Raw genomic sequence first — 17786 nt, 5'->3', positions numbered from 1 at the left:
TCTCTTAATGATTTGGAACAGCGGGTTGCGGTGCAGCGCCGGCAGCCGGCTCAGCGGCCGCGTCTCCCGGTTTGGCGCTGTCCTGACCGCCGCTTTTATACAGGAACTGGCCGATCAGATCTTCCAGAACCATGGCTGATTTAGTGTCCTGAATGGTGCCGCCGTCTTTCAGAATGGTGGTGCCCATATCAGGATCTTCGAAGCCCACGTTAAGCGCCAGATATTGCTCGCCCAGCAGGCCGGAGGTGCGGATCGCCAGCGAGCTGGTATCCGGGATTTCGTTGTACTTTTTCTGGATATCGAGCGCCACGCGCGGCGTGTAGGTTTTCGGATCGAGTTCGATGTCGGCCACGCGGCCGATTACCACGCCGCCGATCTTCACCGGCGAACGCGGTTTCAGGCCGCCGATATTGTCGAACGTCGCGTAAACGCGGTAGGTCGGCTCGCTGCCGATCGATTTAAGGTTCGCCACCTGCAGGCAGATAAACACGATGGCGCACAGCGCGATCAGCATGAATGCCCCAACCCAGATTTCACTCTTCTTCGTTTGCATCGAATCAATTCCCAAACATCAGTGCGGTCAGCACGAAATCCAATCCCAACACCGCCAGTGACGAATGCACCACGGTACGCGTCGTCGCCCGGCTAATCCCTTCAGAGGTAGGCACGGCGTCATACCCGTTGAAAATGGCAATCCAGGTTACGGTAATGGCGAACACCACGCTCTTGATCAAGCAGTTGAGCAGATCTTTTTTCCACTCTACGGCGCCCTGCATCGCCGACCAGAAGAAGCCGCTGTCGATGCCCTTCCAATCCACGCCGACCACCGAGCCGCCCCAAATGCCGATCGCCACGAAGATGATGGTCAACAACGGCATGCTAATCATCCCCGCCCAGAAACGCGGCGCCACGATGCGCCGCAGCGGATCGACCGCCATCATTTCCAGGCTGGAGATCTGTTCCGTCGCCTTCATCAGGCCGATTTCCGCCGTGAGCGCGGAACCGGCGCGGCCGGCGAACAGCAGCGCCGTCACCACCGGCCCCAGCTCGCGCAGCAGCGACAGCGCCACCATCATGCCGAGGCTGGCTTCAGCGCTGTAGGTGGTAAGCACGATATACCCCTGCAGGCCCAGCACCATGCCGATAAACAGCCCGGAAACCATGATGATCAGCAGCGACTGCACGCCGACGCTGTAAAGCTGTTTTAACAACAGCGGCCACTGCTTGCCGGGTTCCGGCCGGCCAATCAATGCGTTGAACAGCATCAACCCGGCGCGGCCGAAGCTGGCGCTGGTGTTGATGCCACTGCGCCCCAGAGACGCTAACGCTCTTAATAACATGAGCTTATTTACTCCCTAAGCCTAGCAGTTCAGTCTGATAATCCCCGGCCGGATAGCGGAACGGCACCGGTCCATCCGCTATACCATCCAGGAACTGGCGCACGCGCGCATCAGGATTGTTCTGCAATTGCTGCGTGGTGCCTTCGGCAATCACCCGGTGATCGGCCACGATATAGGCGTAGTCGGCGATGCTCAGCACCTCCGGCACGTCGTGCGACACCACGATGCAGGTAATGCCCAGCGCATGGTTCAACTCGTCGATCAGCTTGACCAGCACCCCCATGGTGATCGGATCCTGGCCGACGAAGGGCTCATCGAACATGATCATTTCCGGGTCCAGCGCGATCGCGCGCGCCAACGCCGCCCGGCGCGCCATGCCGCCGGAGAGTTCATTGGGCATCAGCTGCGCCGCACCGCGTAACCCGACCGCTTCCAGCTTCATCAGCACCGTGCTGCGCAGCAGGGGCTCAGGCAGGTTGCTGTGCTCACGCAACGGGTAGGCCACGTTTTCGAATACGGTCAAATCGGTGAACAGCGCGCCCGACTGGAACAGCATGCTCATCTTTTTGCGCGCGTCGTACAACTGACGACGGGACAACGCGGGAATGTTGTCGCCGTCAAACCAAATCTCCCCGCGGTCCGGCGTCAGCTGACCGCCGATCAGACGCAGCAGCGTGGTTTTGCCGATGCCCGACGGCCCCATGATCGCCGTGATCTTACCGCGAGGCACCGTCAGGTTGATGTCTTCAAATATCCGCCGGTCGCCGCGCGAGAAGCTCATGTCGCGCACTTCGACCAAATTATCTGCCTTTTGGAGCATGTTAATGGACCCTTTACGACTCATCTTTTGCTGAATCTACCCGTGATGTTAAAGCAATGGGCGCAATCCGTCTCATCTTTACAAAAACTTACTGCCATTTCGCAACCAATGATGCCATTGGTTTTACTTTTCCGCGCCACCCGGTCAAAATTGGCGCCATAACGAAAAAAAACGAAAGTGTTCAACAATTAGCCGGGAAAAACCGTTGCTGCGCTCAAGCGCACGCACCGGAGGGCAAGCAATACCGCCGCATTGACGGCTTTAACCAACGAACCGGGATAATACCCGACAAAGGACCCTGCATGTTTCTCGCAATAGCATTATTAATCGTTGGTTTATTTCTACTGGTGTATGGTGCAGACCGCTTAGTTTATGGTGCTGCCGTGATTTCCCGTTCGCTTGGCGTGCCGCCGTTGATCATCGGCATGACCATCGTCGGCATCGGCACTTCACTGCCGGAGCTGATCGTGTCCACCACCGCCGCGCTGAACGGGCAGATAGATATGGCCGTTGGCAACGTATTAGGTTCCAACATCACCAACATTTTATTGATCCTGGGCGTAGCGGCGCTGATTCACCCGCTGGCTGCACGATCGGAAATACTGCGGCGCGAACTGCCGCTGATGTTAGCGGTCACAGTATTGTGCGGTTTCGTATTGATGGACGGCACCCTGAGCAGGCTGGACGGCGTGCTTCTGCTGACCGCCGCCGCCGGTTTCATCCTGCTGATGCTGAAAATCGCCCGGCTGGCGCAGCGCGAGGGCAGCGACAGCCTGACCATGGAGCAGATCGCCGAACTGCCGCAGGACAGCAGCAATACCGTGGCGGTGCTGTGGCTGGTGCTGGCGTTTATCATTCTGCCGCTCTCTTCCAGAATGGTGGTCGATAACGCGACGGTGATCGCGCACTATTTCGGCCTGAGCGAACTGGTGGTCGGCTTGACCATTATCGCCATCGGCACCAGCCTGCCCGAGCTGGCCACGTCCATCGCCGGCGCATTAAAGGGCGAAGATGATATGGCGATTGGCAATATCATCGGCTCCAATATTTTCAACACGGTGATCGTGCTGGGCGTCCCCGCCCTGCTGTCGCCGGGCAGCGTGGACGCCGCCGCCTTCCAGCGCGATTACTGGGTGATGCTGGCGGCCAGCGTGCTGCTAAGCGTGCTGTGCATCGGCCGCAAACACCGCATCGGCCACCTGGCCGGCGCGCTGTTATTATGCGGCTTTATTGCGTATCTTGCGGTGCTGTTCTTTAACCCTTTCAGTACTTTCGGCTAAACCGACGGGAATGAGTATGTCGAACATTGAGTTGCAACCGGGCTTCGATTTTCAACAGGCCGGCAAAGAAGTGCTTCAGATAGAGCGTGACGGGCTGGCTCAGCTCGACAGCTACATCAACGCAGACTTCACCCGCGCCTGCGAAACGATCGCCGCCTGCGGCGGCAAAGTGGTGGTGATGGGCATGGGCAAATCCGGCCATATCGGCTGCAAGATCGCCGCGACCTTCGCCAGCACCGGCACCCCCTCATTCTTCGTTCACCCGGCGGAAGCCAGCCATGGCGATTTGGGCATGGTCACTGCGCAGGATATCGTGCTCGCCATCTCCAACTCCGGTGAGTCCAGCGAGATCCTGGCGCTGATCCCGGTGTTGAAACGGCAGCGGATCACCCTCATCTGCATGACCAACAATCCGGAAAGTTCGATGGGCAAGGCGGCGGACATCCACCTGTGCATCAAGGTGCCGCAGGAGGCCTGCCCGCTGGGGCTGGCGCCGACCACCAGCACCACCGCCACGCTGGTGATGGGCGATGCGCTGGCCGTCGCGCTGCTGAAGGCGCGCGGTTTCACGCCGGAAGATTTCGCGCTGTCGCATCCGGGCGGCGCACTTGGCCGCAAGTTGCTGCTGCGAGTTAGCGATATCATGCACAGCGGCGACGAAATGCCCCACGTCAGCGCCGACGCCTCATTGCGCGACGCGCTGCTGGAAATCACCCGCAAAAATCTGGGTCTGACGGTGATCTGCGACGATCTGATGAAAATCGCCGGCATCTTTACCGATGGCGACCTGCGCCGGGTGTTCGACATGGGCATCAACCTGCACGAAGCCAAGATCGCCGATGTCATGACGCCGGGCGGCGTGCGGGTACGTCCCAATCTCTTGGCGGTCGATGCGCTGAATCTGATGCAGCAACGTCACATCACCGCGCTGCTGGTTGCCGATGGCGACCAGTTGCTGGGTGTGGTACATATGCATGACATGCTGCGCGCCGGCGTCGTTTAATTAAGGAATAGAACGGAATGGGTATGGTAGAAACCTGCTACGGGCCGGTAGAACAAGAGGTTATGGCGCGTGCCGGGAACATCCGCCTGTTGATTTGCGATGTTGACGGCGTACTGTCGGACGGCCTGATCTTCATGGGCAACAACGGTGAAGAATTGAAGGCGTTCAACGTGCGCGACGGTTACGGCATCCGCTGTCTGAAAACCTCCGACATCGAGGTGGCGATCATTACCGGTCGCTCCGCCAAGCTGCTGAAAGACCGCGCGCAAACGCTCGGCATCACCCATCTGTATCAGGGGCAATCCGATAAGCTTTTGGCCTTCCGCGAACTGTTGGATAAACTGTCGTTAACAGCGGATCAGGTCGCCTATATCGGCGATGACCTGATCGACTGGCCGGTGATGGCGCAGGTGGGCCTGGCGGTCGCGGTCGCGGACGCCCATCCGCTGCTGACGCCGCGTGCCCACTACGTCACCCGCATTGCCGGCGGCCGCGGCGCGGTGCGCGAACTGTGCGACATCATTCTTTTGGCTCAAAATAAGCTGGAGGACGCCAAAGGGCTGTCGATATGAGTAAAACCAAACTTTGGATCACCATCCTGTTGACGGTGATCGTTCTGGCGCTGATCGGCTGGAACATGACGGACTTCAGCGACGATACGGCTCCTGGTCCGGCTAACGATCAGGATCCGACCTACCAGAGCCAGCACACGGTCACCGTGGTGTACAATCCGGCCGGTAAACTGAATTATAAGCTGGTGGCGGAAGACGCGAAGTATTACACCGCCGGCGAGCTGAGCTGGTTCACCCAGCCGGTGATGACGCTGTTCGACGAGAATGCTGTGGCCACCTGGTCAGTTCGCGCCGATCGCGCCAAACTGACGAAAGACCGGATGCTGTATCTGTATGGCCACGTCGAGGTAAACAGCCTGACCACCACCTCGCAGCTGGAAAAAATTAAGACGGACAACGCTCAGGTAAACCTGGTCACCCAGGACGTCACCTCCGATGACGAAGTCACGCTTTACGGGACCAATTTTACCTCTAACGGCATGAAAATGCGTGGGAACCTGCGGACCAAAACCGCTGAGCTGATTGATAAGGTTAAGACCAACTATGAAATCCAGAACCAAAAACCAACTCCGTAATCTGTTGATCGGCAGCTTAGTTTTGGCCGCCAGCGCCCCTGCACTGGCGCTGAAATCCGACTCCAGCCAGCCGGTCAGCATCGACTCGCTCAAGCAGTCGTTGGACATGCAAAGCAACGTCAGCACCTTTACTGACAACGTGGTGATCAAACAGGGCACCATCGATATCCGCGCCGACAAGGTGGTGGTCACCCGTCCGGGCGGAGATCAGAATAAGACCTATATTGAAGCGTTCGGCAACCCGGTAACCTTCTACCAGATGCAGGACAGCGGCAAGCCGGTCAAAGGCCACGCGCAGAAAGTGCGTTACGACGTGGCGACCCAGCTGGTGACCCTGACGGGCAACGCCTATCTGGAGCAGCTCGACAGCAACGTGAAAGGCGATCGCATCACCTATCTGGTGCAACAGCAGCAAATGCAGGCGTTTAGCGACAAAGGCAAGCGCGTGACAACGGTTCTGGTACCGTCGCAGTTGCAAGACAAAAACGGGCAAAAAAAGAGTAACTAATCACTTATGGCAACACTCATCGCAGAAAACCTGGCGAAAGCCTACAAGGGCCGTAAAGTTGTCGAAGACGTCAGCCTGAAAGTGAAATCCGGCGAGATCGTCGGCCTGCTCGGCCCGAACGGCGCCGGTAAAACCACCACCTTCTACATGGTGGTCGGCATCGTGCCGCGCGACGCCGGGCGCATCGTGATCGACGAGGAAGACATCAGCCTGTTGCCGCTGCACGCCCGTGCGCGCCGCGGCATCGGTTACCTGCCGCAGGAAGCGTCGATCTTCCGCCGACTGAGCGTGTACGACAACCTGATGGCGGTGTTGGAGATCCGTCCCGATCTCACCAGCGAACAGCGCGAAGACCGCGCCAAAGAGCTGATGGAAGAGTTCCATATCTCCCATCTGCGCGACAGCCTCGGCCAGGCGCTGTCCGGCGGTGAACGCCGCCGCGTCGAAATCGCCCGCGCGCTGGCGGCCAACCCGAAATTCATTCTGCTGGACGAACCCTTCGCCGGGGTGGATCCGATTTCCGTTATCGATATCAAGAAAATCATCGAGCACCTGCGTGACAGCGGCCTGGGCGTGCTGATCACCGACCACAACGTGCGCGAGACGCTGGACGTGTGTGAACGCGCCTACATCGTCAGCCAGGGCAAACTGATTGCCCACGGCACGCCGGATGCTATTCTGGCCGACGAGCAGGTTAAACGCGTTTATCTGGGCGAAGAGTTCCGCCTCTAAGCGCCGGCGCGTCCTGCAGGACGACACCGTTAACGGAAGTAGACAGAAAATTATGAAGCAAGGTTTGCAACTCAGGCTCAGCCAACAGCTGGCCATGACACCTCAGCTCCAGCAGGCGATCCGCCTGCTGCAGTTGTCCACGCTTGAGCTTCAGCAAGAGATCCAGCTGGCGCTGGAGAGCAATCCGCTGCTTGAACAGACCGATCTGCACGACGAAATCGACGCCAAAGAAACCCAGGAGACCGAGGGGCTCGATACCCGCGAAGCCTTGGAGCAGAAAGACATGCCGGAAGAGCTGCCGCTGGACGCCACCTGGGATGAAATCTATACCGCGGGCACGCCGTCCGGCACCGGCACCGACTACAGCGACGACGAGCTGCCGGTCTATCAGGGCGAGACCACCCAAACGCTGCAGGATTATCTGATGTGGCAGGTGGATCTGACGCCGTTTTCTGATACCGACGCCGCCATCGCCACTTCCATCGTCGACGCGGTGGATGACACCGGCTATCTCACCGTCCCGCTGGAAGACATTCTGGAAAGCCTGGGCGACGAGAACGTGACCCTCGAGGAAGTCGAGGCGGTGCTGAAGCGCGTGCAGCGTTTTGATCCGATCGGCGTCGCCGCGCGCGATCTGCGCGATTGCCTGCTGGTGCAGCTCTCCCAATACGCCAAAGATACGCCTTATCTGGCCGAAGCGCGGCTGATCATCAGCGAGCATCTGGATCTGTTGGCCAACCACGACTTTCGCAGCCTGATGCGATCAACCCGGCTAAAAGAAGATACACTGAAAGAAGCGATGCTGCTGATTCAGTCGCTCGATCCGCGCCCGGGGCAGTCGATCAATACCGGCGAATCGGAATACGTCATTCCGGACGTGCTGGTGCGCAAGACGCAGAACAAATGGACGGTCGAGCTCAACGGCGACAGCGTGCCGCGTTTGAAGATCAATCAGCAGTACGCCGCGCTGGGCAACAGCGCCCGCAGCGAAGCCGACGGCCAGTTCATCCGCAGCAACCTGCAGGAAGCCAAGTGGCTGATTAAAAGCCTGGAGAGCCGCAACGAGACGTTGCTGAAGGTCACCCGCTGCATCGTCGATCAGCAGCAGGCGTTCTTCGAGCAAGGCGAAGAGTTTATGAAACCCATGGTGCTGGCGGATATCGCCCAGGCCGTGGAGATGCATGAATCGACGATCTCGCGCGTCACCACGCAGAAGTTTCTGCACAGCCCGCGCGGCATTTTCGAATTGAAATATTTCTTCTCCAGCCACGTGAATACCGACAGCGGCGGCGAAGCCTCCTCGACGGCGATCCGCGCGTTGGTGAAGAAATTGATTGCGGCGGAAAACCCCGCCAAACCACTCAGCGATAGCAAGCTGGCCACCCTGCTCGCCGATCAGGGGATCATCGTGGCCCGGCGCACCGTCGCCAAGTACCGAGAGTCTTTGTCCATCCCGCCGTCGAACCAGCGCAAACAGTTGGTTTGACCTCTATTGAGAAGGAAGACACTATGCAGCTCAACATTACCGGACACCACATCGAAATCACCGATCCGTTGCGCGAGTTCGTGAACAACAAGTTCGCCAAACTCGAACAGTATTTTGATCGCATCAATCAGGTGTATGTTGTATTAAGTGTGGAAAAAGTGCAGCAAATTGCGGAAGCAACGGTGCACGTGAATGGAGGCGAGTTGCACGCCACCTCGGAAGACGAGAATATGTATGCCGCAATTGATACGCTGATCGACAAATTGGCACGTCAATTGAACAAACATAAAGACAAATTGAAGCAACACTGACACCCTGACCCATTCCGTGAGGCGGCATCCGTCGCCGCCTCTCCCTTCGGCGCGTGACCCGCATGGGTGACGCGCCGAACGGTAATCAGGGTCAAAACCGACGAAAAACCGCCTTGCCGGGTTCGCCCGGCGGCGCGGTTTTAAGTGAAGATGAGATGAACAACGAATATATGCAATTAAGCTCGGTGTTAAACATCGAGTGCACCAAAAGCTCGGTACACTGCACCAGCAAGAAGCGGGCTTTGGAAATTATCAGCGAACTGGCCGCCAAACAGCTCAATCTGCCTTCGCAGGTGGTGTTTGACGCGGTTCTCACCCGGGAGCGCATGGGCAGCACCGGTATCGGCAACGGTATCGCCATTCCCCACGGCAAACTGGAAGAGGACACACTGCGGGCCGTTGGCGTGTTTATCCGTCTCGACCAACCCATCGCTTTCGACGCTATCGACAATCAGCCGGTCGATCTGCTGTTTGCGCTGCTGGTGCCTGCCGATCAGTGCAAAACCCATTTGCATACGCTGTCGCTGGTCGCCAAACGCCTGGCAGACAAAACCGTATGCCGCCGCCTGCGCGCCGCGCAGAGCGACGAAGAACTTTACCAAATCATCACCGAGTGATGCCCGGCCGGCGTGACTTCCAGCCCGGATAACGATACTGTTTTACGATGATGGATCCGGCTGCGGCCGGAATAACAAAGTTTAACGGTGGCGATGAACGCCGCCGCGATGCCAGGGGAGTTGCCACATGGTGCTGATGATTGTCAGCGGCCGTTCCGGTTCCGGAAAATCCGTCGCCTTGCGGGCGCTGGAAGACATGGGTTTTTACTGCGTTGACAACCTGCCGGTGGTTCTGCTGCCGCAGCTCGCCAATACGCTGGCGGAACGCAATATCTCCGCGGCGGTCAGCATCGACGTGCGCAACATGCCGGAATCGCCGGAAGTGTTCGAATACGCGATGACTCAGCTGCCGGACAGCTTCTCGCCGCAGCTGCTGTTCCTCGACGCCGATCGCAACACGCTGATCCGCCGTTACAGCGACACCCGCCGCCTGCACCCGCTCTCCAGCAAAAACCTGTCGCTGGAAAGCGCGATCGACGAAGAGAGCGATCTGCTCGAACCGCTGCGCTCGCGGGCTGACCTGATTATCGACACCTCGGAAATGTCGGTGCACGAACTGGCCGAAATGCTGCGCACCCGCCTGCTCGGCAAGCGCGAGCGCGAACTGACTATGGTGTTCGAATCCTTCGGCTTCAAGCACGGCATTCCGATCGACGCCGACTACGTGTTCGACGTGCGCTTCCTGCCTAACCCGCACTGGGATCCGAAGCTGCGGCCGATGACCGGTCTGGACAAGCCGGTCGCGTCGTTCCTCGATCGCCATACCGAAGTGCATAACTTCATTTACCAGACCCGCAGCTATCTGGAACAGTGGCTGCCGATGCTGGAAACCAACAACCGCAGCTACCTGACGGTCGCCATCGGCTGTACCGGCGGCAAACACCGTTCGGTGTACGTGGCGGAACAGCTGGCCGATTACTTCCGCTCGCGCGGCAAGAACGTGCAATCGCGCCACCGCACGCTGGAAAAGCGCAAACAATGACGGTCAAACAGACGGTTGAAATCAAAAACAAGCTGGGCATGCACGCGCGCCCGGCGATGAAACTGTTCGAACTGGTGCAAAGCTTCGACGCCGAAGTGATGCTGCGCAACGAAAGCGGCACCGAAGCCGAAGCCAGCAGCGTCATCGCGCTGCTGATGCTGGACTCCGCCCAGGGTCGGCACATCGAAGTCGAAGCGACCGGCCCCGATGAAGTCAACGCGCTGGCGGCGGTGGTCGAGCTGTTCAACTCCGGGTTTGATGAAGATTAGTCGCTGAGACTCTTCCCATGCGTCGCCTCGGCGCATGTGTTGCCTCCGCCCCTCCCATAACGTAGCCCTCCCGTTTCTCATTTTGCGAATCCGCTTCCAGAATCAGCCGTAACCGCCTGTAAATTCACGTCATGGATTTACCCCCACCACGTTAATCGCAATAGTGTGTAACGCAAAAACAGACAACAGGCGGATGTTTCCCCACGCTTTGCTTGCGGGACAACAGAAAGTTTACAATTTGTGAACTTCACCGGCAGTCGCTATAATGTTCACCGGGTAGGAATCGAAGGAACGATGCATATCATTTCCAGGGAACCGTTCAATAACGCAACGAAGCAATATCCCAATGAAGCCACTGCTCTCGAGGCCATTTATAAAGCGTTGCGACGGGGCGAGTTCCGCACGCCGGACGAGTTAAAAGCGCTTTTTCCTTCGCTCGATCGTATGAAGCACAAAGAGAAATGGTGGGTCATTGACGTCGGCGGCAACCACCTGCGGATCTTGTTCTTTGCCAGCTTCGAGACACAGAAAGTCTTCATAAAGCATATCGTTAGCCACGCCGAATACGACAAGCTGATGCAGCACTATCGAAGGAGTTCGTCATGATTACAGATGCCATTAAGGCGGCCGATGCGCTACTGCGCGCCGTACCCTTATTGCAGGGCAGCCACGCTCAGCAAGACTACCGAGAAGCGCTCGAATTGGTGGAATATCTGCTGGAAAACGATGAACGCCATCCGCTGATTGACATGTTGGCAAAAAAAATCGCCGAATATGAAGACAACAGCGCCGAATTTACCGCATTCAACCAGCGTATCGCCCAACTCCCGCAAGGGGTGGCCGCGCTTCGCGTATTGATGGAACAGCACCAACTCAGCCAAAGTGATTTTGAACAGGAGATCGGCAAAAAGTCGTTGGTTAACCAAATCCTGAACGGCAAAAGATCGCTGACCATTCCGCACATTATGGCGCTGGCCAAACGCTTCAATCTGCCCCCAGCCCTGTTCCTGCCGGAAGCGGATTAGCCCCTCAACTCCGGCTCAGGCAGTCCAGCGCCACCGCTTTGAAGCTGTCGAAGCTGTCGCTGCCCAGCAGGCGGCTCATTGAGCGTTCACGCACGAAGGTGACGAACAGCTCGTAGATCGCCATCGCCTCTTCATAGTCACTCTTGCTGATCGCCAGCAGGAAAATCACGTGCGCGACTTCGCCCTCGCCCCAGGCGACGCCCTGCGGCGCCAGTAGCGTCACCACCACGGTCTTTTTCGCCAGCAGCCCCAGCGAGTGCGGCAGCGCGATGCCTTCGCCCAGCAGTGTGGAGACGATCGCCTCGCGTTCGACCACCGACGGATAAAAGTCCGCGCCGACGTACCCTTCCCGCTCCAGCTGGCCGCACACCCGGCTGAACAGTTCCGCCTGCGTCAGCGGCTCGTTGAGAACCATGAAATGCTCGGCGTCGAAGAACTTCTCCAGCATGTACGGCCTGGTGCGATCCACCAGCACCAGTTTGCCCAGTTGCTCCAGCTGATAATCGGTCGGGAACGGCGACATCACCACCACCGGCTTGTTCTTCTCGCCGATGCGGGCGTTAGAAATCACGAAGTCTTCGTCGATGTGCGCGAGCATCTCGTAATCGCGCAGCGAGACGATGCGCGTCATCACCAGCTGCGGGTACTTGCGCGCAATCTGCGCCTGGATCATGCGCACCGTCGAGTTGCCGGTGTCGCACACCAGCATCACCTGCGGGTGGCGTTCATAACCGATGTTGTAATGCCGCTCCAGCCCCACGCCGATGTGCAGCACCAGATAACCGATTTCGTTCTCGCTCAGCGTATAAGGCGTGTACTTGCCCCAGCTGGAGACCGCCGCCAGCGTCACGTCGTAAGCCATCGGATAGTGCTGCTTGATGTTGGCCAACAGCGGATTGGGGATGTTGATCTGGTATTTCACCCGCGTAATCATGGTCTTGATATGGGTAAGCAGATCGGCCCGCAACTGCTCGTCGCCCTGCAGGTTGTAGTTATAGTGTGCGTTGATGTAGGACAGGATGTAGTCCACCAGCGCTTCTTCATCGTCGGCGTTGATTTCGGTCGGCTGCACGTCCTGCACGCGCCGCGCGGCGATATTGACCCGCAGATAGGCCTCTTCGGCCATCGAGATCTCTTTGCCGGAGGCCGCACGCAGCTCCGCCGCCAGGCGGGTCGACACTTGGCGCACCGCCTCGTCGCCGTCCTCCACCTCGAAGTCCGACAGCGGATAGCCATCGTTGATGCGCCGCAGCGCCACCGCGCAGTAGAAAATCAGGTACTGCTCGCCCTCGTCGGTCAGGCGAATGGCGTATTGCGACAGCAGCGGGTGCAGCAAGCCGGCGAACGCCGCCACCTGCGGCTGCAGCAGGATCTCGTTGTTGAGCAGCGGGTTCTCGGCATCGGCCAGCTGCAGCTGGAACAGCAGGTCGGTCAGGCAGGCGCGGATCGCCATCTCCGCGCCGAACAGCTTCATGCCGTAACGCGGCTTGGTTTCGATCGTCAATTGATAGTGCGCCAGACGCTCTCTCACCTCAGCCATGTCGTTTTGCAGCGTGCCGCGGCTGACGAACCACTCGTCAGCCAGATCTTCCAGTTTGAGGGAGAAGGCTGAGGTCAAAAAACGCACCAGCAGATAATGCACCCGCTCCTGCGCGCTGCGCGGGGTGGCGTGTTTGCGGCGCTCCTGATGCTGCAGGGCGCTGAACAGCGCGGCGTTATCGACCTGCAGGCGATAGCCGGCCCCGCGGCTATGCACGAAGCGCGCGCCGTATTTGTCCAGGATCTCGTTCAGCGCGGTGATATCCGCCCGCACCGTGCGGGTGGACACGGCGAAACGCTTCGCCAGCTCATCCTGCGGCAAAGTCTCGGTTTGCAAAGCATCGAACAAGTAAGCCAAACGCGGGTAAGGAAATCGCACCATTCTGTGTCCGTCAATCAGGCGGCCCAACCGGCGAACCGGGCGGGCCGCGGGTTACTTCGCCGGCGGCAGAAACGCCATTTGCGAGGGGCTGCCGATCGGCAGATAGCCGCCCACAAAGCTGAGCTTGCCGTCCGTCGGGTTGACGCTAAAGCGGGTGACGTTATCGCTGCGCTGGTTCAACGCATACAGATAGCGGCCATCCAGGCTCAGCGCCAGCGAACGCGGGTAATCGCCGCGGGTCCAGGTTTCCGCCACCGGTTTCAACTCGCCGCCGGCGCCTACGCTGAACTGGGCAATGCTGTTATGCAGCCGGTTGGCGACGTACAGCGTGTCGCCGTTCTTGCTGAGCGCCAGCCCCGAAGCGAAGCTGGTGCCCTGATAGTCGGCGGGCAACGCGGAAACCGCATGCAGTTGTTTCAGAGTACCTTTTTGGCGATCAAAACGGTAGCTGGTCAACGTCGAGGCCTCTTCGTTCACCAGCAGCACGGTGTCGCCGTCCGGATGGAACACAAAATGACGCGGCCCCGCACCGGCGGAAGAGGCGGCGATCCACGGCGGATCGTTCGGCGTCAGCCGGCCGCTCGCCGCGTCAAAGCGCCATTGGTAGATGCGATCCAACCCCAGATCGGTGGAGAACACGAACTTGCCGCTCGGATCGCTGGCGATCATATGAGCATGCGGGCCGTTGTGATCGCTGACGGCGAAGCTGCCGTTCACCGCGGCCGCCGGTTTAGCCGCGCCCGCCGGGCCCTGTTGCTGCTGCACCGAGCTGGCGGCGCCCAGGCTGCCGTCCGCTTCAATCGGGAAGACCGCCACGCTGCCGCTGACGTAGTTCGCCACCAGCAGATGCCGCCCGTCCGGCGTCGAGGTGAGATACACCGGCCCCGCCCCCTGCGAATCCACCTGGTTGAGCTGCGTCAGTGCGCCATCGGCCGGATTGATCCGGTAAGCGGTGATGCCGCCGTGCTTGCCGCCGTTGAAATCGGCCACTTCGCTGGCGACATACAGCGTCTTGCCATCGGCGCCCAACGTCAGCTGCGCCGGATTCGGCACGTTGCTGACCAGCGTGGCGTGGCTCAACGCGCCGCTGGCCGGATCGACCCGCACTCGGTAAACGCCTTCGCCGTTGGGATTGTAGGTGCCGATATAGGCAAAATGAGATGACGTGGAGTTCATTGCATCCTCAGCATGCAGCGCCGGGCCGGTCACGGCCAGCAGCGCCAGAAACAACGCGGCGCGTCGGGTTGGAACCTGCCAGTTTCGCATAGTAATCCTCAGTATAGGTAACGGCGCGGCATGCCGCGCCACGGGAAAACCTTCGCCTCCCAGCGTTTACCTCATCCCATTACGCGTTCAACCCACCAGCTTTTTGGTCATCGCCAGCAGGGCTTTCACGTCCTGCGGCCGCGTGTCGCCACTGGCGGCGTCGATGATCGAGCTGTAGATATGCGGGATCACGCGTTTCACGCCGGCCGCCAGCGCGATCTCGACGATCGGCTCAAAGTTCTCCAGATCGATGCCGCCGGTCGGCTCCAGCATAAAGTCATGCTCGGCACAGGCCTTGGCGACGTACTGGTATTCGTCCTTGCACTTCAGGCCCCCCATCGGGAAATACTTGATGGAGCTGCCGCCCATGTCCTTCAGCAGGGCGATGGCGGTTTCCACCGGCACGATGCCGTCCGCCGCCGCGGCGCTCAATGGGCCGGTAGAGATCTTCACCCAGCCGACGCGGCCGGTCGGCGACACCAGGCCATTGACCACGCTGTCGTTCTGGCCCAGCAGCGCGCGGCTGGCGCCGACGCCGGTAAACACCTGGTTAACGTGCTGCGGCTGCACCTGCTGAGCGATCAGGCTGACCATCGCCGACTGCTTCGGATCGCCGGCGCCCAGGCCGACCGAGAGCGCGTTTTCAATCAGGCGCGCATAGCGCAGCATGTCGGTCACCGCGCTGTCGACGTCCGGGTAGTTCTTGGAGAGCACGCCCACCAGCACATGCCCTTCCGCCGCGGCATAGATGTCCTGCGCGTTGGCTTTGGAACCGGCCAGCACGTTCAGGCAGACGCGGTCGCGATAGTAGTTAGGCTGCAGCTTCATGCTTGTTTCTCCGTAAACAGGTTCTTGATACAGCTAAAGACGGTCATCAGTTGCCGCTCGTCGACGCTGCGCACGTCGACTTCAATCTTGCCCTCGTTGGCCTTGTAGCCGCGGAAGTAGATGGCGATATCGCCGGTTTTCAACGCCTGGACGATGTCATAGGTCGACCGCCCCAGTACCGCTTCGTCGAAAGTGATCTCGGCGCGGGCGATATCGCGGCCGGCGCTGTCCCAGACGGTCTTGGCGCTGACGCCGGTCAGGGTGTTGAGGGCGTCGAGGAACGGCGTCATCCGCTCCACCATCTGTTGCCCGGTGGTTTTCTCAAGCGTCAGATAGCTTTCAATCGCCTGCGTCAGGCCGAGAATCCCCTCTTTGCCGACCTTCATCGCCCGGCCGATGCCGCCGGACTGCAGCTTCACCCACTCGACGTACTGTTTTTTGCCGATAACCAGGCCGCTGGTCGGCCCCTCGATGGCTTTGGCGCCGCTGTAGATCACCAGATCGGCCCCCATCTGGTAGTAACACATCAGATCTTCTTCCGCCGCGGCGTCGACGATCAGCGGCAGATTATGTTTGCGCGCCACCACCGCCGCCTGCTCGACGGACAGAATGCTTTTCTGCACGCAGTGGTGCGATTTGACGTACAGGATCGCCGCCGTCTGCGGCGTGATGCAGGCTTCAATCTGCTCCGGCGAACATTCGTTGGCGTAGCCCGCCTCCACCACCTTGCCGCCGCCCAGCGCCACCATGGTGTCCACCGGCGCGCCGAAGTTGACGTTGTGGCCGCGCGGCAGCACGATCTCGCGCGGCACGGCGATCGGCGCCGAATGCAGGTTCACCAGCAGATTGGCGTTATCTTTAACGATCACCGCCGCCACCGACTGGGCGATGCCCGCCGAGGCGCAAGAGACGATCACCGCGTCCTCCACGTTGAGCAGATCGGCGATATAGGCGCCGGTCTTGTTGACCAGATCCTTGATTTCGAAATAGTGGTTCAGGCCGTAATCAACGGCGTCGATCACGTCCTGGCGCGGCGTGGAAACGCCGAGAATGGTCATGCGGCCGGAGGTGTTGATCACCTGCTTCAAACCGTATTTTTCATAAATCGAAGACATGGCTTGCCTCCCCTTGTTCGGTTAATAGGATTTCCCCGGCCACCACCGCGGCCAGCGGCACCAGCAGCCGTTCGCCCTCGGCGGTTTGCCCTTCGGCGTCGGCGAATACCTGCGGTTCGCGGCGCAGCTCAAACAGCGTGAAATCGGCGTCATAGCCCGGCTCCAGCCGCCCTTTGCCGCTCAGCTGCAGCGCCGACGCGGCGTTCTCCGTCACGCAGGCGATCACCTGCGGCAGCGTCAGGCCGACGCTGAAGAATTTGGACATCACCGTCGCCAGGCTGTGCACCGGTCCGTTCATGCGGTTGCGGCAGTAAATATCGGAGCTGATGGTGTGCGGCAAAATGCCCAGCTTGATCGCCTGGCGCGCCACCTCGAAGCTGAAGCTGGCGGTGCCGTGCCCTACGTCGAGCAATACGCCGCGCCGCAGCGCGCGCTGGATAGACGCGCGCAGCGTGCCCGCCGGCGTCAGAATGCGGTTCGGTTTGCCGTTGTAGCAGTGGGTGATGATGTCGCCACGGGTCAGCAGATCGGCGATGTCGTCCAGATCCGGCGGATTGTTGCCGATATGCACCATCAGCGGCAGCCGACGGTTTTCCTGCTGGATCTCTTTGGCCAACACCAGCGGCCGGGTGCCGTTCTTGCCCACCACGCTGCTGCTCATGCGCGCCTTGATGCCGATGATGAAACCGGGATGGTTGGCGATGGCCTGGCCGGCCTCGCGCTTGTCGATGTCCGTCAACTCCGCCAGCTCGTTCTGCCGCAGCAGGCCGATACGCGAGATGTTGAGGAAGGCGAAAACGTTGGTTTTGGCGCTGCGCGTCAGCTGATAAAAGGCGTCGATATCGTCGGCGCCGGCGCTGCCGGCGTCGACCACGCTGGTGACGCCGCTGGCGACGCCGACCCGATCCGGCTCGTCATGGTAGATCGGCGATTCGGGATAGCAGTGCACGTGCGCATCGATCCAACCGGCGCTCAGGCGGCAGTTGCCCGCCAGATCCAGCTGGCGAACGGCACTGACGTCCGCCGCCAATCGCCCCACCGAGGCTATTTTGCCGTCTTTCACCGCCAGATCGATCAGCGTATCGTCCGCCAGTCTGGCGCCTCTGATTACTAAGTCATACATACCGCATTGCTCC

General features: G+C 59.7%; 21 protein-coding genes. 13 read left to right on the top strand and 8 right to left on the bottom strand.

What is annotated here, in order from left to right; genetic code table 11:
* Positions 1 to 4 precede the first annotated feature (4 nt).
* The 3 genes from mlaD to mlaF are packed head-to-tail and all read right to left on the bottom strand — an operon-like array spanning position 5 to position 2160.
* Positions 5 to 553, bottom strand: coding sequence for an outer membrane lipid asymmetry maintenance protein MlaD (mlaD, locus tag J9788_RS20070; RefSeq protein WP_046897243.1), 549 nt, complete (start codon positions 551 to 553; stop codon positions 5 to 7).
* Positions 554 to 557: 4 nt separating this feature from the next.
* Positions 558 to 1340: a lipid asymmetry maintenance ABC transporter permease subunit MlaE gene (gene mlaE, locus J9788_RS20065; protein ID WP_033644495.1), complete on the bottom strand. Its 783-nt coding sequence runs from the start codon at positions 1338 to 1340 to the stop codon at positions 558 to 560.
* A 4-nt stretch (positions 1341 to 1344) separates the two neighbouring features.
* Entirely contained in the window at positions 1345 to 2160 is an 816-nt protein-coding gene (gene mlaF / locus J9788_RS20060; RefSeq protein ID WP_033644494.1) for a phospholipid ABC transporter ATP-binding protein MlaF, read from the bottom strand.
* 302 nt (positions 2161 to 2462) lie between these two features.
* Here mlaF and J9788_RS20055 point away from each other — a divergent pair, with 302 nt between their 5' ends.
* The 13 genes from J9788_RS20055 to J9788_RS19995 all read left to right on the top strand — a co-directional run bounded on the left by J9788_RS20055 (position 2463) and on the right by J9788_RS19995 (position 11520).
* On the top strand, positions 2463 to 3440 hold the full coding sequence (locus J9788_RS20055) for a calcium/sodium antiporter (protein WP_033644493.1): 978 nt from the start codon (positions 2463 to 2465) through the stop codon (positions 3438 to 3440).
* A gap of 16 nt (positions 3441 to 3456) precedes the next feature.
* Positions 3457 to 4443 (top strand): arabinose-5-phosphate isomerase KdsD, encoded by a 987-nt coding sequence (gene kdsD / locus J9788_RS20050; RefSeq protein WP_046897241.1) that lies wholly within the window; start codon positions 3457 to 3459, stop codon positions 4441 to 4443.
* 17 nt (positions 4444 to 4460) lie between these two features.
* On the top strand, positions 4461 to 5015 hold the full coding sequence (gene kdsC / locus J9788_RS20045; RefSeq protein WP_182265461.1) for a 3-deoxy-manno-octulosonate-8-phosphatase KdsC: 555 nt from the start codon (positions 4461 to 4463) through the stop codon (positions 5013 to 5015).
* The gene (gene lptC, locus J9788_RS20040; protein WP_033644491.1) at positions 5012 to 5590 is read left to right on the top strand and encodes an LPS export ABC transporter periplasmic protein LptC; all 579 of its coding nucleotides are present in this window, start codon (positions 5012 to 5014) and stop codon (positions 5588 to 5590) included. Before kdsC ends, lptC begins: the two co-directional genes overlap by 4 nt.
* Positions 5559 to 6098: a lipopolysaccharide ABC transporter substrate-binding protein LptA gene (lptA, locus tag J9788_RS20035; RefSeq protein WP_025160121.1), complete on the top strand. Its 540-nt coding sequence runs from the start codon at positions 5559 to 5561 to the stop codon at positions 6096 to 6098. Before lptC ends, lptA begins: the two co-directional genes overlap by 32 nt.
* Before the next feature lie 6 nt (positions 6099 to 6104).
* Positions 6105 to 6830: an LPS export ABC transporter ATP-binding protein gene (lptB, locus tag J9788_RS20030; RefSeq protein ID WP_004937040.1), complete on the top strand. Its 726-nt coding sequence runs from the start codon at positions 6105 to 6107 to the stop codon at positions 6828 to 6830.
* Positions 6831 to 6882: 52 nt separating this feature from the next.
* Complete coding sequence (rpoN, locus tag J9788_RS20025) at positions 6883 to 8316, top strand: RNA polymerase factor sigma-54 (RefSeq protein ID WP_004937039.1); 1434 nt, start codon at positions 6883 to 6885, stop codon at positions 8314 to 8316.
* 23 nt (positions 8317 to 8339) lie between these two features.
* On the top strand, positions 8340 to 8627 hold the full coding sequence (hpf, locus tag J9788_RS20020) for a ribosome hibernation promoting factor (RefSeq protein ID WP_004937038.1): 288 nt from the start codon (positions 8340 to 8342) through the stop codon (positions 8625 to 8627).
* Positions 8628 to 8782: 155 nt separating this feature from the next.
* Positions 8783 to 9244 carry a PTS IIA-like nitrogen regulatory protein PtsN gene (ptsN, locus tag J9788_RS20015; protein ID WP_016930212.1) on the top strand — a complete coding sequence of 154 codons (462 nt, stop codon included), beginning with the start codon at positions 8783 to 8785 and terminating at the stop codon, positions 9242 to 9244.
* Positions 9245 to 9371: 127 nt separating this feature from the next.
* Complete coding sequence (gene rapZ, locus J9788_RS20010; RefSeq protein WP_015379177.1) at positions 9372 to 10226, top strand: RNase adapter RapZ; 855 nt, start codon at positions 9372 to 9374, stop codon at positions 10224 to 10226.
* Positions 10223 to 10495 carry a PTS phosphocarrier protein NPr gene (gene npr / locus J9788_RS20005; RefSeq protein WP_004937034.1) on the top strand — a complete coding sequence of 91 codons (273 nt, stop codon included), beginning with the start codon at positions 10223 to 10225 and terminating at the stop codon, positions 10493 to 10495. The genes rapZ and npr overlap by 4 nt, the downstream gene beginning before the upstream one ends.
* A 294-nt stretch (positions 10496 to 10789) precedes the next feature.
* Complete coding sequence (locus J9788_RS20000) at positions 10790 to 11101, top strand: type II toxin-antitoxin system HigB family toxin (RefSeq protein WP_046897240.1); 312 nt, start codon at positions 10790 to 10792, stop codon at positions 11099 to 11101.
* Positions 11098 to 11520, top strand: coding sequence for a type II toxin-antitoxin system HigA family antitoxin (locus J9788_RS19995; RefSeq protein WP_182265462.1), 423 nt, complete (start codon positions 11098 to 11100; stop codon positions 11518 to 11520). The genes J9788_RS20000 and J9788_RS19995 overlap by 4 nt, the downstream gene beginning before the upstream one ends.
* A gap of 4 nt (positions 11521 to 11524) precedes the next feature.
* Here the strand turns inward: J9788_RS19995 and J9788_RS19990 are convergent, their stop codons facing one another.
* The 5 genes from J9788_RS19990 to J9788_RS19970 form a co-directional block, all read right to left on the bottom strand.
* Complete coding sequence (locus J9788_RS19990; protein WP_033644486.1) at positions 11525 to 13441, bottom strand: transcription antiterminator; 1917 nt, start codon at positions 13439 to 13441, stop codon at positions 11525 to 11527.
* 51 nt (positions 13442 to 13492) lie between these two features.
* Complete coding sequence (locus J9788_RS19985) at positions 13493 to 14707, bottom strand: lactonase family protein (RefSeq protein ID WP_182265463.1); 1215 nt, start codon at positions 14705 to 14707, stop codon at positions 13493 to 13495.
* Positions 14708 to 14794: 87 nt separating this feature from the next.
* Complete coding sequence (locus J9788_RS19980; protein ID WP_182265464.1) at positions 14795 to 15535, bottom strand: KDGP aldolase family protein; 741 nt, start codon at positions 15533 to 15535, stop codon at positions 14795 to 14797.
* Positions 15532 to 16650, bottom strand: a complete 1119-nt coding sequence (locus tag J9788_RS19975; RefSeq protein WP_046897237.1) for a DgaE family pyridoxal phosphate-dependent ammonia lyase — start codon at positions 16648 to 16650, stop codon at positions 15532 to 15534. Before J9788_RS19975 ends, J9788_RS19980 begins: the two co-directional genes overlap by 4 nt.
* Positions 16634 to 17773 (bottom strand): amidohydrolase/deacetylase family metallohydrolase, encoded by a 1140-nt coding sequence (locus J9788_RS19970; protein WP_046897236.1) that lies wholly within the window; start codon positions 17771 to 17773, stop codon positions 16634 to 16636. The genes J9788_RS19975 and J9788_RS19970 overlap by 17 nt, the downstream gene beginning before the upstream one ends.
* Between the last annotated feature and the right edge of the window lie 13 nt (positions 17774 to 17786).

Source organism: Serratia sp. X10 (genome assembly GCF_017811775.1).
GTDB classification, from domain to species: Bacteria; Pseudomonadota; Gammaproteobacteria; order Enterobacterales; family Enterobacteriaceae; genus Serratia; species Serratia ureilytica.
This window is presented reverse-complemented; position numbering and strand designations above follow the sequence as displayed.

Excerpts from the sequence above, each read along its gene's own strand:
- mlaF (WP_033644494.1), bottom strand. The coding sequence starts at position 2,160 with ATGCTCCAAAAGGCAGATAATTTGGTCGAAGTGCGCGACATGAGCTTC.
- rpoN (WP_004937039.1), top strand. The coding sequence starts at position 6,883 with ATGAAGCAAGGTTTGCAACTCAGGCTCAGCCAACAGCTGGCCATGACA.
- lptB (WP_004937040.1), top strand. The coding sequence starts at position 6,105 with ATGGCAACACTCATCGCAGAAAACCTGGCGAAAGCCTACAAGGGCCGT.
- lptA (WP_025160121.1), top strand. The coding sequence starts at position 5,559 with ATGAAATCCAGAACCAAAAACCAACTCCGTAATCTGTTGATCGGCAGC.
- J9788_RS19970 (WP_046897236.1), bottom strand. The coding sequence starts at position 17,773 with ATGTATGACTTAGTAATCAGAGGCGCCAGACTGGCGGACGATACGCTG.
- hpf (WP_004937038.1), top strand. The coding sequence starts at position 8,340 with ATGCAGCTCAACATTACCGGACACCACATCGAAATCACCGATCCGTTG.
- J9788_RS19995 (WP_182265462.1), top strand. The coding sequence starts at position 11,098 with ATGATTACAGATGCCATTAAGGCGGCCGATGCGCTACTGCGCGCCGTA.
- lptC (WP_033644491.1), top strand. The coding sequence starts at position 5,012 with ATGAGTAAAACCAAACTTTGGATCACCATCCTGTTGACGGTGATCGTT.
- J9788_RS19985 (WP_182265463.1), bottom strand. The coding sequence starts at position 14,707 with ATGCGAAACTGGCAGGTTCCAACCCGACGCGCCGCGTTGTTTCTGGCG.
- ptsN (WP_016930212.1), top strand. The coding sequence starts at position 8,783 with ATGAACAACGAATATATGCAATTAAGCTCGGTGTTAAACATCGAGTGC.
- mlaD (WP_046897243.1), bottom strand. The coding sequence starts at position 553 with ATGCAAACGAAGAAGAGTGAAATCTGGGTTGGGGCATTCATGCTGATC.
- J9788_RS20000 (WP_046897240.1), top strand. The coding sequence starts at position 10,790 with ATGCATATCATTTCCAGGGAACCGTTCAATAACGCAACGAAGCAATAT.
- J9788_RS19975 (WP_046897237.1), bottom strand. The coding sequence starts at position 16,650 with ATGTCTTCGATTTATGAAAAATACGGTTTGAAGCAGGTGATCAACACC.
- rapZ (WP_015379177.1), top strand. The coding sequence starts at position 9,372 with ATGGTGCTGATGATTGTCAGCGGCCGTTCCGGTTCCGGAAAATCCGTC.
- kdsD (WP_046897241.1), top strand. The coding sequence starts at position 3,457 with ATGTCGAACATTGAGTTGCAACCGGGCTTCGATTTTCAACAGGCCGGC.
- J9788_RS19990 (WP_033644486.1), bottom strand. The coding sequence starts at position 13,441 with ATGGTGCGATTTCCTTACCCGCGTTTGGCTTACTTGTTCGATGCTTTG.
- npr (WP_004937034.1), top strand. The coding sequence starts at position 10,223 with ATGACGGTCAAACAGACGGTTGAAATCAAAAACAAGCTGGGCATGCAC.
- kdsC (WP_182265461.1), top strand. The coding sequence starts at position 4,461 with ATGGGTATGGTAGAAACCTGCTACGGGCCGGTAGAACAAGAGGTTATG.
- mlaE (WP_033644495.1), bottom strand. The coding sequence starts at position 1,340 with ATGTTATTAAGAGCGTTAGCGTCTCTGGGGCGCAGTGGCATCAACACC.
- J9788_RS20055 (WP_033644493.1), top strand. The coding sequence starts at position 2,463 with ATGTTTCTCGCAATAGCATTATTAATCGTTGGTTTATTTCTACTGGTG.
- J9788_RS19980 (WP_182265464.1), bottom strand. The coding sequence starts at position 15,535 with ATGAAGCTGCAGCCTAACTACTATCGCGACCGCGTCTGCCTGAACGTG.